Origin of the sequence: Stieleria sedimenti, assembly GCF_025060895.1 — a bacterium.
Lineage (GTDB): Bacteria > Planctomycetota > Planctomycetia > Pirellulales > Pirellulaceae > Stieleria > Stieleria sedimenti.
Genome location: NZ_JANZKV010000018.1, coordinates 1 through 15,985 on the forward strand (window position 1 = coordinate 1; position 15,985 = coordinate 15,985).

Here is a 15,985-nt window from a genome sequence, read left to right on the forward strand (position 1 = left end):
CGCTGCTCCGCAGCGAGTGGAAACGCCTCAAGGCTGGACACCAGCGCGCTCTGCTCGCACACCTTGACGTGCGGAATCGCACTGGCTGGCATCGAAGAGGCGCATCCCCGCGACAACCGTCCGCCCGGCACACGTTTGTTCATCGGCATCCGATTTGCAGAGGATTTGATCGCAAGATAATACGCCACAAAAGGAGTCACAAGCGATGAGATCTGGCCATACCCAAGAGACTCCGGTGAGAGGATTTCGCCAGCGCAAGTTTTTCAACGATGTGGAGGATGCGATTGTCGATCGACTTCACGCCGAAGCCCGAACCGAAGCAGCACGCGACGACTTGGCCCGTCAAACGGGGATTTCGGATGCGTCGCTCTTGAGTGAACTGACGGCACTGGGTTTCACCTCGCGGACATTGATCGCCTTGCGGTTGATCCCCCTTGTCCTGGTCGCTTGGGCCGATCACCGCGTCGACAGCGGTGAGCGACAGGCGGTGTTGGATGCGGCCTCAACGCTCGGGATCCGACCGGAGAGCGAAGCTTACATGATGCTGGATCATTGGTTGCGTGAAGTTCCGCCTGGTGAGAGCGTTGATGCGTGGAAACGGTACATGCGTGATGCGATGGGCCGACTGAGCCGAGGTGCCCGTGCGAAATTAGCCACGTTCTTTCGAGCACAGATGACGGCGATCGCCAAAGCGTCCGGCGGCCAGTTCGGATTCGGAAAGGTGTCTGGCAAGGAACGCCAAGTGATTGACGGGTTCATGAGCACCCTGTGTCACTAGACCTTCGTTGTGTAAGACGTCAGTGCCTTCATGTAGTTGGCCCGTTTGAGGCCGTCGGGATTGGAGCAATTGTCCATGCTCATACTGCCCTTGAGCTGTTCGACGGCGAAGTAGCCGTTCTGGTCCATCCACTGAACCAACTCGTTGCGCAGGACCTGTAGGTGATCGATCCCATGCTTCAGCAAGGTGGAGGCAATCATCACGGCGTCGGCGCCGACCAGCAATGCTTTGGCGGTATCGAGTCCCGAATGTACGCCGCCGGTGGCCGCGATCGACGCTTGGATCCGGTCTCTGAGGATCGCGATCCAGCGCAGGGCCAGACGCAATTCTTCGGGCTGGCTGAGTTGCAGAGCGGGAACAAATTCAAGCGACTCCAGATCGATCTCCGGCGAGAGGAATCGATTGAACAACACCAACCCCGCGGCCCCCGATTCAACCAGATCACAGCCGAAGGTGGCCGGCGAGGAAAAGAACGGCCCCATTTTGACGGCCAGCGGGATTCGCAGTTGTTCGCGGACCGTCAGAACCAACTCGCGATAGTGTCGTTCGACATCGGAGGCGGAGACGCGGGGGTCGGTGGGCACCAAATAGATGTTCAATTCCAGCGCATCAGCGCCGGCCTGCTCCATCAATTCGCCGTAGTATTTCCAACCGCCGCTGCTAAATCCGTTCAGGCTGGCGATGACGGGGATGCAAAGACTCTCCTTGGCGTCACGGATCAGCTGCAAGTATTCTTCCGGCCCGGTGTTGTAGCGTTCCAGATCGGGAAAGAAACTCAACGATTCAGCCATCGAATCCGATTGAAAGGCATTCAACTGTTCAAACTGCTCCCGTTCGTGTTCGATTTGCTCCTCGAACAGTGACGGCAGCACAACAGCCGCGGCGCCGGCTCGCTCCAGGTGCAACAGCGATTCGACGCTCCCGGTGAGCGGGCTGGCCGAGGCGATGAAGGGGTTCTTGAGCTCAAGCCCCAGATAGCTGGTGGAAAGGTCGATATTGGTCATGGAAAGGAATCCGTGCGTCGGGTCGGTCTTCGGTTGAATGACAGGCTAGAAGCCGTGTAGGGCATGCTGTGCATGCCATCCGTTGTGTAGGGCATGCTGTGCATGCCATCCGTTGTGTAGGGCATGCTGTGCATGCCATCCGTTGTCAGGCACAGCCTGACCTACGTCGGTCGGTGCTTAAACATCGGTTTGTTGCAGGTCGGGATTGTCTCGCTCGACGCCGGCCAATTGTTGGTAGTAGTGCCAGGTGTCGTCGATGTCTTTCTGAGCAAGCTCCATCAATTCACGTGCTCGTTCCGGTTTGGATCGGGCGAGCATGGCGAACCGAGCTTCCTGCATCGCAACCTCCTTGAACGGCTTGGAGGGTTTGCGGCTGTCCAGGTGGAAGGGGTGCTCGCCGGCATGGGCATCACGGGGATCGTAGCGATACAACGGCCAGAACCCGCTGCGGACCAAGTCGCGTTGATGGGTCATGGCGGTGGACATGTCGATTCCGTGCGCGATGCAGTGGCTGTAGGCGAGCAGCAGTGACGGGCCGTCGTAGGATTCTGCTTCCTGGACGGCACGAAGCGTTTGGGCGGGGTTCGCCCCCATCGCGATCTGAGCGACATAGACGCTGCCGTAGGCGACGGCCATTGCGCCCAAGTCTTTGCGATGCACGTTGCGGCCGTCGGCGGCAAACTTGGCCGTCGCGGCGCGCGGCGTCGCCTTGGACGCCTGCCCGCCCGTGTTGGAATAAACACCGGTGTCGAGCACGATGATGTTGACGTTGCGGCCGGAGGCGAGCACATGGTCCAGCCCGCCATAGCCGATGTCGTACGCCCAACCGTCACCGCCCACGATCCACACACTACGTTCGACCAGCGAATCGGCGATTGCGGCCAATTCCAATGCCGGTTTAGAACCGAGTGATGCCAATCGTTGTTTCAGTTGCTCGATTCGATCGCGTTGAGCCTGGATCTCCGCTTCGCCGCGTTGCTTGGAATCGAGGATGGCGTTGGTCAGCGCTCCGTCGACTTGGTCACTCAATTGGGTCAGCAAGGCGCGGGCGCGTTCACGTTTGCCGTCCAGCCCCAATCGCATCCCCAATCCGAATTCGGCGTTGTCTTCGAACAGTGAATTGGACCACGCGGGGCCTCGCCCTTGTGCATTGGTCGACCAAGGTGTGGTGGGCAAGTTACCGCCATAAATCGACGAGCAACCGGTCGCGTTGGCGACCACCATTCGGTCGCCGAACAGTTGCGACAACAATTTCAAGTACGGCGTCTCGCCGCAACCACCACAGGCACCGGAGTACTCGAACAGGGGCAGCATCAGCTGAGCGTCCTTGACCTTGGTCGTGTTCAAGGTCGTCCGGTCGGGATCGGGAAGTTGTTCAAAGAAGCCGAATCGTTCGCGTTCGCGCTGAAGATGTTCGCTCTTGGGCAGCATGTCGATCGCCTTGTGCTTGACGACCTCCTTGCTCTTGGCCGGACAGACGTCGACGCAGACGCCACAACCGGTGCAATCCTCGGGGGCAACCTGGATGGTCAGCGCCGCCAAGCCGTCGCCGCCGGGCGTGATCCTGACAGGAAACGCCTCCGGTGCCTGATCGAGCAAGGCTTCGTCGAATCGTTTGGTGCGAATCGCCGCGTGTGGGCAAACCATCGCGCAGAGGCCGCATTCGATGCACAGATCGGCATCCCAAATCGGGATCTGGTCGGCAATGTTTCGTTTTTCGTATTGCGCCGTTCCGGTCGGGAAAGTCCCGTCGACGGGCAGGGCGCTGACCGGCAACAAGTCTCCCCTGCCGGCGATCATCATGCCGGTGACACGCTGGACGAAATCGGGCGAGTCGAGGGGCACCGGCGGTAGCAAGTGCACCGTGCTGGACGACTTGTCGGGCACCGTGACTTTCTGGATCGATGCGGTCGAAGCGGCGATCGCGGCGAGGTTTCGTTCCACGACGACCGGACCTCGTTTGCCGTACGTCTTGCGCACCGCTTCCTGCATGTGCTGCATCGCCTCGTCCATCGGCAGGACTCCCGAGAGGGCAAAGAAGCACGTCTGCATGACGGTGTTGATCCGACCGCCCAGTTCGTTTTCTCTGGCAATCGTGCCGGCATCGATGACGTAAAACTGCAGGTTCTTGTCGATGACTTGCCGTTGGATTTCCTCCGGCAAATGATCCCACACGGCTTCGGCATCGTAGGGGCAATTCAACAGGAAAGTCGCGCCGGGTGCCGCGATTTCCAACACGTCGCGTTGCTGCAAGAAATTGAATTGATGGCAGGCGACAAAGTTGGCTTGACGAATCAGGTACGTCGATTCGATCGGCTCGGGGCTGAACCGCAAATGCGAAACCGTCACGGCGCCGGCCTTCTTGGAATCGTAGACGAAGTACCCTTGCGTGTGCAGCGGAGTGTTTTCGCCGAGGATCTTGACCGTGTTTTTGTTCGCCCCCACCGTGCCATCGCTGCCGAGACCGTAGAACACGGCGCGGGTGACGTGCGCGGGTTCGTCGTAGTCCGCTTCGTCCCACGCCAAGCTTTGCAGTGTCACGTCGTCGTGGATTCCGATCGTGAAGTGTTGCTTCGGCACATCAACGGTCAGTTCTCTCACGACGGCCATGGCCATCGCGGGAGTGAACTCTTTACTGGACAGCCCATAGCGTCCGCCGATGACTCGGGGGATCGGAACCGAACGACTCCACCAAGCCTGCGTCACCGCCGTGACGACATCTTGGTAGAGCGGTTCCCCGACGGCCCCCGGTTCCTTGGTGCGATCGAGCACTGCAATCTGCTTGACCGAATCCGGCAACGTGTCGATGAACCGATCCACATCGAAAGGTCGGAACGCTCGGACCTTCAACAGACCGACTCGACCTCCGTCGCGGTTGAGCGCGTTGACCGCTTCTTCGGCCGCACCGCATCCCGAACCCATCATCACCAGAATTTGCTCGGCGTCGGCCGCACCGACGTAGTCGAACAATCTGTATTGACGGCCGGTCAGTTCGGCAAAGCGATCCATTTCCTCCTGCAGGATATCCGGCATGGCGTCATAGAACGGATTGACCGCTTCACGAGCCTGGAAAAAGACGTCGGGGTTTTGTGCCGTGCCGCGAAGCACCGGTCGGTCGGGATCCAGGCTGCGTTCACGGTGCTGCAGCACTAAGTCGGTATCGATCATTTGTTCGATCGTGGCCGGATCGATCAATCGGATCTTGTTGATTTCGTGCGAGGTCCGAAAGCCGTCAAAGAAGTGCAGCAGCGGAATACGGGCTCGCAGGGTGGCCGCTTGGGCGACCAACGCCAGATCGTGTGCTTCTTGAACCGACGACGAGGCCAACAACCCGTATCCGGTCGTGCGTGCGGCCATCACATCACTGTGGTCGCCGAAGATCGACAAGGCGTGGGTGGCGAGGCTGCGTGCGGCGACATGGATCACCGACGGTGTCAATTCGCCGGCGATCTTGAACATGTTGGGCAGCATCAACAACAGACCTTGCGATGCCGTGAAGGTGGTCGTCAGCGCGCCGGCCTGGAGTGAACCGTGCAGGGCGCCGGCCGCACCGCCCTCGCTTTGCATTTCAACGACTTGCGGGATCGTGGACCACGCGTTGGGCAGACCCGCTGCCGACCAGCCGTCGGCGAATTCTCCCATCGGCGTCGCCGGCGTGATGGGATAGATGGCGATGACTTCGTTGGTTGCGTAGGCGACTCTTGCAACCGCTTCGTTACCGTCCAGGGTGGCGAACTTGTCTTGCACTTCGGAAACTCCTGCTGATGCATAAAATTGAACAGCAGTCCAAAGAGCAAATGTCGGGCCGCGAGAAAGGCGTGCGGCTGGGCACACTTGTGACGGACTCGATCATTCGTCCAACCTGAAGAACGAGGGGCTTCCCCCGCTTCGAGGCAATGCAAGGGTTTCCGAAGGAGTGGGCTTCGTTGGCACACATCAGGGCATGAAGGCACGGGCCCCCGACCCGGGGTCGATGGGAATCCGCGACCGGCTTCCCGGAGGTGGCGCGACGCTGACCTCCGGCTACTCGCTGGTATCCCTCCGGGATACTCGGTTCGCTGGCGCTCTCCGTTGACAGCAAACGGATTGTTTTTTGTTAGCGGAAGGGCGCGAGCCTCTCCGGTCTTTCACGGTGTTTTTGAAGCGCGACCGGCCCGCTCGCGCCGTTCCGCTAACACCTTTAGAGCCAAAGTAGATGGCATTGGGCTTACGCCACCTGGGGATCGCAAGCTGGAAGCTTACGCCACGGGGGTTAGTCGACGAAGCCGATCAGTTCGGCGTTCGACTGGCCTTCGCTGAGTTTTTTCAACGCACGACTTTCGATCTGACGCACGCGTTCTCGCGAGACGTTGAACACTTGAGAAACTTCGGTGAGCGTGTACTCGTGACCATCGCCGAGGCCAAATCGCATCTTCAATATCTCGCGCTCTCGCCAACTGAGGCGTTCCTCAAGAATCCGATGCAGCCGCTGGTGCAGCATCCGCAGGTCGGTGTTCCGATCCGGCCGATCGACACTACTGGCTTCGACGAGGTCACCCAGTTCACCGTTTTCGTCCAGACCGATCGGTTGCTGCAGACTGGCCAGATTCTGACTGGCCCGCAGGATCGCCTCGGCCTGCTCGGACGAGGTTTCGGCCGCGGCGGCAATTTCGTCTCCCGACGGGACACGTCCCAATTCATGACGCAAATCGTGGTCGATCCGTTTCATGCGGGTGATTTCGGGATTCACGTGGGCGGGAACCCGAATCGTTCGCCCCTGATCACAGATCGCGCGGGTGATCGCCTGGCGAATCCACCAAGTCGCGTAGGTGCAAAACTTGAACCCGCGCTGATGCTCGAACTTTTCGACCGCGCGGATCAGTCCGGCATTGCCTTCTTGGATCAAATCTAGAAACGCCAGACCACGATTGCGATATTTTTTGGCGATCGAGACGACGAGCCGTAGATTCGATTCGCACAATTCGTTTTTGGCGGCATTGAATTGCGTCTGGGCGCCGCGAATCTTGGCCACCTGACGTGACAATCCCGCCGGCGTCTGTTGGACACTTGCAAGGATCTCAGACAATTCCGCCCGCGACTTGGCATCACCACGATCGGCCAATTGCTTCACGCGACGCTCCAGGGCGAACAATCTTCCGGCCTGGCTGCTCAGCAATTCGATCCGCAACCCCAACTCTTCGACCAGTTGGATCGCTCGTCGACGACGGTTGGCGATCTTGACCCACAACGCATCGCGGCGGCGGCGACTGGAGGTGCTGATCGCCTGTTCGTAGTCGTGGTGATTGAGTCGCAGCAAGGCTTCCAGGGTGCGCAGATTATGGGGCATTCGCCCCTCAATTTGATCTTTTTCCAGGTGATCGCTGACCGCGACCTGGATGAAACGATCGAAGCGAAGCTGGCCCCGGTGGACTTGGCCCAGCAATTCGATCGCGTCGCGGAGCACAAAGTCCGCCTCCAGCAGGTGAGCACGCAGCCGTTTGCGGTGCTGATCGATTCTGATCGCCACTTCAGCCTCCTGCTCCCGGGACAACAATCCGACCCGCTGAATTCGCATCAGATAGGACTCAACGGCATCGTCCAACGATTTCGCGGAATCGTCACCCTTTGCGGCGGCCTGTGACCGCGGGGGCGGTGCGGAGCTTCCCCGGCGAGTCGTCGCACCGGCCTGGGATGGCGACGAATCTTGGCGAAAAACGGCGGTGGTTTGCGGACGTGCAAACGCATCAGAAGGCGTTTCGGAAAACGCACCGAACGTTGCACGACGGTTGTCAATGGACATCGTGCGGTCAGCTGCCGACGGGGAAATCGGTTGGGTGGGCATCGCCGCAAAACGGTCACATTGCGTCGATGGATCGGAAGAGAACCACAGGGATTCCGAAGCGGGTCGTGGTCGAATGAATAGTAGCGCCCGACCAGGATCGGGCAAGTCCGGCCAGACGGCAACCTCCGCGCGCCAGCACTTGATCTCGGCTCACAGGCTCCCGCCCAATGCCACCGGAGGGCTCGCGCCCTGCCGCTAATAATCAGCACCCCGTTTGGTGTCGATTTCGCTGACAACGGGCTAGGAATCTTCGGCACCGGACAGGGCTTCGAAACCGCTGACAACGTCCAACAACTCTTCGGTGATCGCCGTCTGTCGAATTTGGTTGAACGCGCGTGTCAAATCGTCCAGCCGATCCTGGATACTTCGTTCGGCCACTTGCATGGCCGCGATACGACTGGCATTCTCGCTGGAGAGGGATTCGGCACACGACCGGTAGAGCGAAACGAACAGATACTGCCGGATGATGCAAGAAAGCAATCGGCGGCGATCCATCGTAAAGGTCGGCAAGGCGGGTGATTGCCAACGCTGGTGACTCCAGCGGCGATACCGCTCGGCCCCGATCGGCAGCAACACCAAGCGGTTCGGCAGACTCGCGGCCCCCACGGTCCGGCGGTTGTAGAAAACCAACAAACGAGAGATTTCGGATTGCTCGCGCCAACGCTGGATCGTCAACAGAAGGTCTTGGACCAGCGGCGTGATCTCGGAAACGGAGGCCGGAACGCTCAGGGTTTGGTCTGGAGCCAGCCCCATCTCCTTCAAATGCCCCTCCACCCTCGTGCCCACCGCCAACACTTTCCACGTCTGCTCGGACGCCTGTCCGGCCTCCGATCCGGTGCGACTTTCATCGGCAACGAATGGTTGGTGATCGGCTGATACGGTCGTCGCGATGCGTTCGTTGAATTGACCACACATGCCCTGATCGGTTCCAAACACGATGGCGGCGGTGCGAGTCGATCGGTGGGGATCGGCGGCGAACAACAGATCGCCGTGTCCGGTGTCTCGCAAGACGATTTGAAAGCCCATTTCGACGGTTTGGTTGTACTGGGATAGCGCGTCGGCGGCGCGTTCGTATTGGCGGATACTGACGGCCGCCAGCGTCTTCATCGTCTTGACCACCGACTGCATGTCGGTCGCCGTTTCGATCTTCGTCCGCAGATGTTCCAGCGTGTTCATGGGCTGACCTGCGCGGTGTCGGAGATCGCCCGGTGCACAAACTCCTTGAGCTGCCGGAAATCCTGATCGCCAAGTTTTTGTCCCGCCGAAATCCGCTCGCACAGCCCCGGACAGTCTTGCAGCAGGGTGCGATGGATCATCCGTTCCGCCTGGCGGATTTGATCGACCGGCAACGAATCGAACGCGCCGGATGTCAGGGCCACCATCGATCCGATCTGCTGAGGCACCGACAACAACTCGTGCCGTGCTTGCTTGAGGACTTCGCGGACGCGCAAACCGCGGTCCAGCGTGGCGCGGGTGTCTTCATCCAACTGACTGCTAAAGCGGGCGAATTTTTCCAATTCTTCGAATTGCGAATAGGCCAGTCGCAGGTCGCCGGCCACGCGACGATAAGCCGGAAATTGCGTCTTGCCGCCGACCCGCGAGACCGACCGCCCCACATCGACCGCGGGCAACACCCCGAGGTGAAACAGTTTCGGAGACAGATAGAGTTGTCCGTCGGTGATCGAAATCAGATTGGTCGGAATGTAGCCGGACACGTTCTGCGCCTCGGTCTCGATGATCGGCAGCGCGGTCAACGATCCGCCGCCGAAGTCTGCACGTAGGTGTGTCGATCGCTCCAGCAGCCGCGAGTGCACAAAAAAGATGTCCCCGGGAAACGCTTCACGCCCCGGGGGACGACGCAGCAGCAACGAAACATGACGATACGCCCTGGCATGGGAGGTCAAATCATCGTAGACGATCAGCACATCGTGTCCCTGGTGCATGAAGGATTCGCCGATCGTTGTGGCGGCATAGGGTGCGATGAATTGAACGCCCGGTGGCGCATCGTCGGCGCCGATCACCACAATCGAATGCTCCATCGCTTGATGGGATCGGAGGGTCGCGATGACCCGCGCGACGTTCGTGCTTCGTTGTCCGATGCTGCAATAAACACAAATCACGCCGCTGTTTCGCTGGTTGATGATCGTGTCCACCGCGATCGACGTCTTTCCCGTCTGACGATCGCCCAACACCAGTTGCCGTTGACCGCGACCGATCGGAATCAAGCCGTCGATCACTTTCATGCCCGTCTGCAAGGGCACCGAGACGGCCGCGCGGTTCATGATCCCCGGGGCGGGTCGTTCACACGGCATCCGCTGCAGCCCGGTGAGACGATGGCCGCCATCGAGTGGGCGGCCGAGCGGATCGATCACCCGACCGAGCAACTCCGCCCCCACGGGCGTGTCCAGCACGCGACCGGTGCGTTCGACCGTCGTCCCCGACTGCAACGATTCGCCTTCATCGAGCAACACACAACCGACACGATGACGGTCCAGATTGAATGCGAAACCGTATCGAGTGCCGGCGAACCGCAGCAATTCGTCGGATTGAACATTCGGCAAGCCGTCGACCGTCGCGATCCCCCGGCTGACTTCGACCACCATACCGGATTCACGTGCATCAACCCTGGCGTCACGATCGGAGACCACTTGCTTGAACAACGTCGCGGTCTCGCGAATCAGATCACCAAACGCGGTCGTCGAGGGGCCATCCGTCGAAGTGCTGTCGTTCATGCGTTTCTCAGGTGTTTTGATCAATGTCTGTTTTTCAAGAAAGACTCACCGTTCGACCTCCCCTCGCTAAAGAGGTCGTGCAGTTTTTAAGTTGTTGAAAACAAGGCGGGTTCGTCACTCTCCGCCTGGGCATTGGTGTCTACACAACCTTAGTCACCCTCCCAGAGGAAGGGTGACTTCGACTGTTGCGACTGGTGTCGATACCAATGCTGCCGGGGGGCAGACGTCCCAGCGGAATCCTCATCTAGGCGTCCCTCCCCAAACGCGTGGCGAAATCCGCGTTGATGCCTCGCACGAAGTCGTCCACGTTCCACTGGATGCTGTAGCCTCCGGCGTCGAGTTGAATACCGCAAATCAAAGCTGACGATTGCTGAAACGCGATCTCGCCCTGATAGCCGAGCGTTTCGCGGACGACCGCGGACAGACGATCGCGGACGTCGTCCGGCAATTCAAACGCGCTCCGAAGACGAACCTGGGTCGCATCGTCGGCAAGCAGCGTTCTGATCTCGTCGCGACGCGCGTCGTCCGTCTGCTTGATCCGCTCGATGAACTTTTCGACGACGCGTGTCTCCAAGTCAGCATCGGCCAATTCCATCAGTGTGTGGCGTGCCGAATGCATCGCCATCTCCCCGAATTGCTCGCGCACCTCATCGGCCGACTCGGCTTGTTCCCGCTTCAATCCATCCAACCACTGGTTGCGTTTCAGTTCAACTTCCTCACGGGCATCTCTGGTCAAACGCTCTCGGTGTTCGTCCGATTCCCGCCGCGCGTCATGGAGCATGGCTTCGCGTTGCTGTTCGAACTCGGTCTGTTGCTGCTGGTACAACGCGACGGTCTGCTCGGCTTCAGCGAGTTTGCCTTGCGCCTCGTTCCAGCGCTGGGTGATTTTCGCTTCGCGCTGATTCATCGCCGCGATGATCGGTTGGTACAAGAACCACCGCAACAACCCGACCAGAACCAGGAAGTTGATGATTTGAGCGAAAAAGGTAAACCAATCGATGGACATGACCGGCTACTGGGTGAAATGGTTCCAATACGGATTGGCGAACAACAGAATCATGGCGACGACAAAGCAATAGATTGCGGTGGATTCGATCATGGCCAAACCGACGAACAAGGTGCGGGTGATCGTATTCGACGAATCCGGTTGCTGAGCGATCGCGCTGAGGGCTTGGGAGACCGCGCGACCTTCGCCGAGCGCCGGCCCGATCGAACCAATCGCAATCGTCAGTCCCGCGATCACGATCGATCCAAGCGCGATCAGCCCCAGGTTGTCGATGCCACCGTGGGCCGTGTCGCCGGCAACCGATTCGGACGCTGACGCGCCAGGTTCGGCCAGGCTGGACGATTGCTCGGCGCTGTCTTGCGCTTCGGCGGAGCGCTGGCAGACACCGACGCCACCGACGATCAGGATCGCCGCCAACAAGAAAACGGGTATGCGATGACTATTCATGGTGTTCTCCGGCGGTTCGGTAGCCTTGGGAATTTTCGTTCGTTTCCGGGTCAGCCGCTTTCGGTGTCGGCTCGCGCTGGTGATAAACGGTCGTGGCCGAAGCGATATAGACCATCGCCAGGACCGCAAAAATGTACGCTTGGATCAATCCCGTCAGCAGCCCCAACACTTGCATCAAAATCGGGACGAACAGCGGGACGAATCCGATCAAGATCGCGGCGACAACCGTCCCGCTCATCATGTTGCCGTACAGTCGAACGGCCAACGCGAGTGTTCGCGACAGTTCGCCGACGATGTTGAAGGGCAACATCAGTGGGGTCGGGCGAAGGTAGTGTTGCAGGTACGCGCGGGGTCCCTGAACCGCGATCCCGTAGATCGGCACCGCGATGAACACACACGTCGCCAGCGCCGCGGTCGTCGACAACGACGCCGTCGGCGGTTGATACCCCGGCACAATGCTGAGCAGATTGGCAACACAGATGAACAGAAACAGCGTGCCGACAAAGGCCAGATACTGGCCCGGATCCCGACTGCTGACCTCGCGAATTTGATCACGCATGCCACCGACGATTACTTCCAGCACGTTTTGAAATTTGGAAACCGTGGTGTCGGTGGACAATCGACGAGTCACCCACCACGATCCGGCTACCAACAGTGCCATCACGCACCAGGTGAAAACGATCGTGGCATTCAACTTGACCATCGGCCAAACGTCGGATTGCCACAGCACCCATTGGTCGACCGAAATCTGCACCCCATTCATGGCCCGCTCCGTTGGACGACCGTCGCCAAGACCGGTTCCCGCCCGAGAAATCGCACGAGTGCGATCCGCGTGATCAGGAACCCCAACAAACATGTTGCGAATGCCTGCCAGGCTCCGTAGACGGCAAGACCGGAGAACACCAGCAGCGCGATCACCATTCGGGTCGTCAGACTGGCGAAGTAGATCGCCAGCGGTCTTTGCGAGTCCGACAGGCACTGGAGCGTCCACCATAGGCCGCCGAAATAGAAGACCGCCAGAACGGCCCCCAAACCGGCCGCCAAGATGATTTCGATGGATTCAAACATGATTGCCTCTCCTCACTGCCTTGCTCCGTTTTGACTCTCGCGGGAAATCCAATGCCAAGCGTTAAAACACCCCAACGCGACGCCCAACACCAGTAACATCAAGGTCCAGGAGAACCGACTCGGGAACCTGTGGTCGATCCAAATCCCGGTCGCGATCCCGGCCAGCGCGGGCAGCGTGACCGACCAGCCGACCAAGCCGAACGTTCCCAAGCCGAACCAAATCGTTCGATGCACTTCCGCACGCGCCTTCAGCTTTCGTTGTTCCCTGGTCGAGACGTCTCGTTCCAGATCACTGCGAAATCCACCCGGCGGCGACGTCTGCTGCGGCGAAGTCTGCTGCGACTCCGCCCCGCTCGCAGTGTTGCTCGGCATGTTGTTCGGCATGTTGCTCGGCCGGTCGTGATCGGAACCGCTCATCGCACGTCTCCGCTGAGTTCCAAAAAGCCGCGCAAGAAACTCGCCTCCAACTTGGCCACCGCCGCGTGCGTCGCCCGTTCGCGGTCGTCGATCGATTCGAATTGTTCGCGGACGGTGCGTTGCAGTTTCCCCAAGTCACCGCCGCGGACCGCTTGGCGAACGGAAACCAATACCGTCCGATCTTTCTTGACCAACAAACCCTCGCCGACGGCGACAAAGTGCTCGTCCCCGTTGGGGTCTTCGAATGCGAGCAATCCGGGCACGAGCGCAGAGAGAAAATCGATGTGTCGGGGCAGCAAACAGAAGCATCCGTTCTCCGCTTCGGCGATGACCTTCACCACGGACTGGTCCGTCACGACTTCGTTGGGCGTTTGGATTTTCAGCTGCATCATCGATCTGTGGTCCGGACTTGGTCGATCGTCCCAATCATGTAGAGCGAACGTTCGGGAACGTCGTGAAATGCGTCGTCCAAGATTCGGGTGCACCCTTCCAGCGTGTCTTCAATCGGCACGGTTTTGCCTTTGGCGCCGGTGAACTGCTCGGTGGTGATGAACGGCTGGGTGAGAAACCGTTCGATCCGCCGGGCGCGATTGACCGTGCGGCGGTCGTCTCGCGAAAGTTCTTCCATGCCGAGCATCGCGATGATGTCTTTCAGTTCCTCGTAGTTGGCCAGCGTTCGGCGGACATCACTGGCGACCTGGTAGTGGTTTTCGCCGACAATTTGGGGCAGCAGCATTTCCGAGGTCGACTGCAGCGGATCGATCGCCGGGTACAGTCCTTCGGAGGCGCGTTTACGGCTCAGCACGACCGTCGCCGACAAGTGCGAAAACGCATGCACGGCCGAAGGATCGGTAAAATCATCGGCCGGCACGTACACCGCTTGCACCGATGTGATCGCCCCCGACGCGGTCGAACAAATCCGTTCCTCCAGTTCCGCCAAATCGGTCGCCAACGAGGGCTGGTAACCGACACGCGACGGCAGCTGCCCCATCAACCCGGAGACTTCCATGCCGGCTTGGATGAACCGGAAAATGTTGTCGATCAACAGCAAGACGTCCTGCCGCGCGTCGTCACGAAAGTATTCCGCCAGCGTCAATGCGGCATGACCGACGCGAAACCGCGCCCCCGGTGGTTCGTTCATTTGACCGAACACCATGATCGTGTTGTCACGCACCCCGGCCGCGCCCATTTCCCGATACAACTCCTCGGCTTCGCGACAACGCTCCCCGATGCCGCAAAACAGGCTGACGCCGGAGTGCTTGGAGACCACATTGTGAATCAATTCGGTGATCAAGACGGTTTTGCCGACACCCGCACCACCGAACAACCCCGCCTTGCCGCCGCGTTCGAGCGGCGAGAGCAGGTCGATCGCCTTGATCCCGGTTTCGAAGACTTCGGATTGCGTCGCGCGTTGGGCGATCGCCGGCGGCGTCTGGTGAATGCTTCGACGCGGAAGCTCGTCCAACCCCTCGTCGGCATCGATGGGCTGACCAAACACGTTGAGTGCCCGGCCGAGCAACCTCTTTCCCACCGGCACGTCGAGCGGCTTGCCCAGATCACGGATGGCGATGCCGCGTGATAGACCCTGGCTGGAATTGAGCGCGATGCCGCGGACCGTGTGGGGATCCAGTTGCGCCGCGACTTCCACTACGATTTCGCCATCGGCACCGGTTCTCAGTTCATGGTTGATCGCCGGCAACACGTCATCAAAGTGTGCGTCTATGACACTGCCCCGCACCGAAACGACACGGCCCAGGTTGACCTGACGGTTCCGTTTCCTTTCGTTCGATGCAGCCGTAAACATGATTCACCACATAGGGGACAGTACGGGCGGACGAGGCGTCTTCGGCGCCCCGTCGCGACACCCTACTGGAGGCAAATGCTGTGCCGCGTTGAAACACCAACGCAGCCGCTGTGCGTCGCCGCGCGATCAACCGGTGACGATGAACCTGTGGTTCATGATCTTGTGGACGTCGACGGGGAACCGCTCTCGGTCGCTGGAGCGATTCCATTTGTGGTAAAAGTCGTCGAGGGCGCGAAGGATATCGCGGCGGCTGATGATCCCCAGCAGATGTTGATCCCCATCGACCACGGGCAAATGGCGGAATTGATGACTCATGAAAATCGACGTCAACGCGAACACGTCAGTTTCGGGTCCGACGCAGGTGGGATGTTTCTTCATGATCGTGGTAGCGGTCTGCGTCGGGCTGGGATTGCCGTAAAACATCTCATTGGCGAGAAATTCCAAACAATCGCCTTCGGAGATGAAGCCCAGCAGATGCTTCACATTGCCGTCGTGTTTGACCACGGGGGCGTTGGAGATTTTGTGTTTCAACAAGAACGCCACAATGTCCCCCAACATCATCTCGGGCTGAACGCATTGGACATGCGTGTTCATGATATCGCGGGCCGTCGGAGTCGTTTCGGTATGCATCGGAGCTCTCACGGTTGATGAGTCGGTTGGGAACACCGCGAGCCAAGTAGGCAATTGGTGTGCCAATCGGTCTGCTGTGCGGTTCGAACGGACGCGGGGAGCCCGAAGGCCGGCGTGAACCCGATGCCACCTCCTTTGGCACCAAGCGGGGTGTTGGTTGTTCGCTGGCGTTGGCGCGCTGTTTGCTAACTAAGATTGGCAACGCCAAATTGGCATGCGCGTCCGGCGACGCCTGATCGGCGTCTTGGCTCGGGAACAGTGCTGGTGTGCAGGCTTTA

General features: G+C 59.6%; 15 protein-coding genes. 2 read left to right on the top strand and 13 right to left on the bottom strand.

What is annotated here, in order from left to right; genetic code table 11:
• Together NZK35_RS03180 and NZK35_RS03185 are read left to right on the top strand one after the other, a co-directional pair.
• Positions 1–180: aminomethyltransferase family protein (locus NZK35_RS03180; protein WP_259631153.1), on the top strand; the 180-nt coding region annotated here is incomplete at its 5' end.
• 55 nt (positions 181–235) lie between these two features.
• On the top strand, positions 236–778 hold the full coding sequence (locus tag NZK35_RS03185; protein ID WP_259631154.1) for a tellurite resistance TerB family protein: 543 nt from the start codon (positions 236–238) through the stop codon (positions 776–778).
• On the opposite strand, the gene NZK35_RS03190 is transcribed toward NZK35_RS03185, so the two are convergent.
• From NZK35_RS03190 to NZK35_RS03250, 13 genes are all read right to left on the bottom strand, one after another.
• Positions 775–1,782, bottom strand: coding sequence for a dihydroorotate dehydrogenase-like protein (locus NZK35_RS03190; RefSeq protein WP_259631155.1), 1,008 nt, complete (start codon positions 1,780–1,782; stop codon positions 775–777). The genes NZK35_RS03185 and NZK35_RS03190 overlap by 4 nt on opposite strands.
• Positions 1,783–1,959: 177 nt before the next feature.
• Positions 1,960–5,529, bottom strand: a complete 3,570-nt coding sequence (gene nifJ, locus NZK35_RS03195) for a pyruvate:ferredoxin (flavodoxin) oxidoreductase (protein WP_259631156.1) — start codon at positions 5,527–5,529, stop codon at positions 1,960–1,962.
• A 505-nt stretch (positions 5,530–6,034) separates the two neighbouring features.
• Complete coding sequence (locus NZK35_RS03200) at positions 6,035–7,561, bottom strand: RNA polymerase sigma factor RpoD/SigA (protein WP_259631157.1); 1,527 nt, start codon at positions 7,559–7,561, stop codon at positions 6,035–6,037.
• A 282-nt stretch (positions 7,562–7,843) separates the two neighbouring features.
• Positions 7,844–8,779 carry a F0F1 ATP synthase subunit gamma gene (locus tag NZK35_RS03205; RefSeq protein WP_259631158.1) on the bottom strand — a complete coding sequence of 312 codons (936 nt, stop codon included), beginning with the start codon at positions 8,777–8,779 and terminating at the stop codon, positions 7,844–7,846.
• The gene (locus NZK35_RS03210; protein WP_259631159.1) at positions 8,776–10,335 is read right to left on the bottom strand and encodes an alternate F1F0 ATPase, F1 subunit alpha; all 1,560 of its coding nucleotides are present in this window, start codon (positions 10,333–10,335) and stop codon (positions 8,776–8,778) included. The genes NZK35_RS03205 and NZK35_RS03210 overlap by 4 nt, the downstream gene beginning before the upstream one ends.
• Before the next feature lie 244 nt (positions 10,336–10,579).
• On the bottom strand, positions 10,580–11,341 hold the full coding sequence (locus tag NZK35_RS03215) for a F0F1 ATP synthase subunit B family protein (protein WP_259631160.1): 762 nt from the start codon (positions 11,339–11,341) through the stop codon (positions 10,580–10,582).
• 6 nt (positions 11,342–11,347) lie between these two features.
• Positions 11,348–11,788, bottom strand: a complete 441-nt coding sequence (locus NZK35_RS03220; RefSeq protein ID WP_323379600.1) for a F0F1 ATP synthase subunit C — start codon at positions 11,786–11,788, stop codon at positions 11,348–11,350.
• Positions 11,781–12,551, bottom strand: a complete 771-nt coding sequence (locus NZK35_RS03225; protein ID WP_259631161.1) for a F0F1 ATP synthase subunit A — start codon at positions 12,549–12,551, stop codon at positions 11,781–11,783. Before NZK35_RS03225 ends, NZK35_RS03220 begins: the two co-directional genes overlap by 8 nt.
• The gene (locus tag NZK35_RS03230) at positions 12,548–12,856 is read right to left on the bottom strand and encodes an ATP synthase subunit I (protein WP_259631162.1); all 309 of its coding nucleotides are present in this window, start codon (positions 12,854–12,856) and stop codon (positions 12,548–12,550) included. The genes NZK35_RS03225 and NZK35_RS03230 overlap by 4 nt, the downstream gene beginning before the upstream one ends.
• Positions 12,857–12,868: 12 nt before the next feature.
• Complete coding sequence (locus NZK35_RS03235; protein ID WP_259631163.1) at positions 12,869–13,273, bottom strand: AtpZ/AtpI family protein; 405 nt, start codon at positions 13,271–13,273, stop codon at positions 12,869–12,871.
• Positions 13,270–13,665 (bottom strand): F0F1 ATP synthase subunit epsilon, encoded by a 396-nt coding sequence (locus NZK35_RS03240; protein WP_259631164.1) that lies wholly within the window; start codon positions 13,663–13,665, stop codon positions 13,270–13,272. The genes NZK35_RS03235 and NZK35_RS03240 overlap by 4 nt, the downstream gene beginning before the upstream one ends.
• Positions 13,662–15,077 (bottom strand): F0F1 ATP synthase subunit beta, encoded by a 1,416-nt coding sequence (gene atpD / locus NZK35_RS03245; protein ID WP_259631165.1) that lies wholly within the window; start codon positions 15,075–15,077, stop codon positions 13,662–13,664. The genes NZK35_RS03240 and atpD overlap by 4 nt, the downstream gene beginning before the upstream one ends.
• A gap of 126 nt (positions 15,078–15,203) precedes the next feature.
• Positions 15,204–15,707, bottom strand: coding sequence for a CBS domain-containing protein (locus tag NZK35_RS03250; protein ID WP_259631166.1), 504 nt, complete (start codon positions 15,705–15,707; stop codon positions 15,204–15,206).
• Positions 15,708–15,985 lie beyond the last annotated feature (278 nt).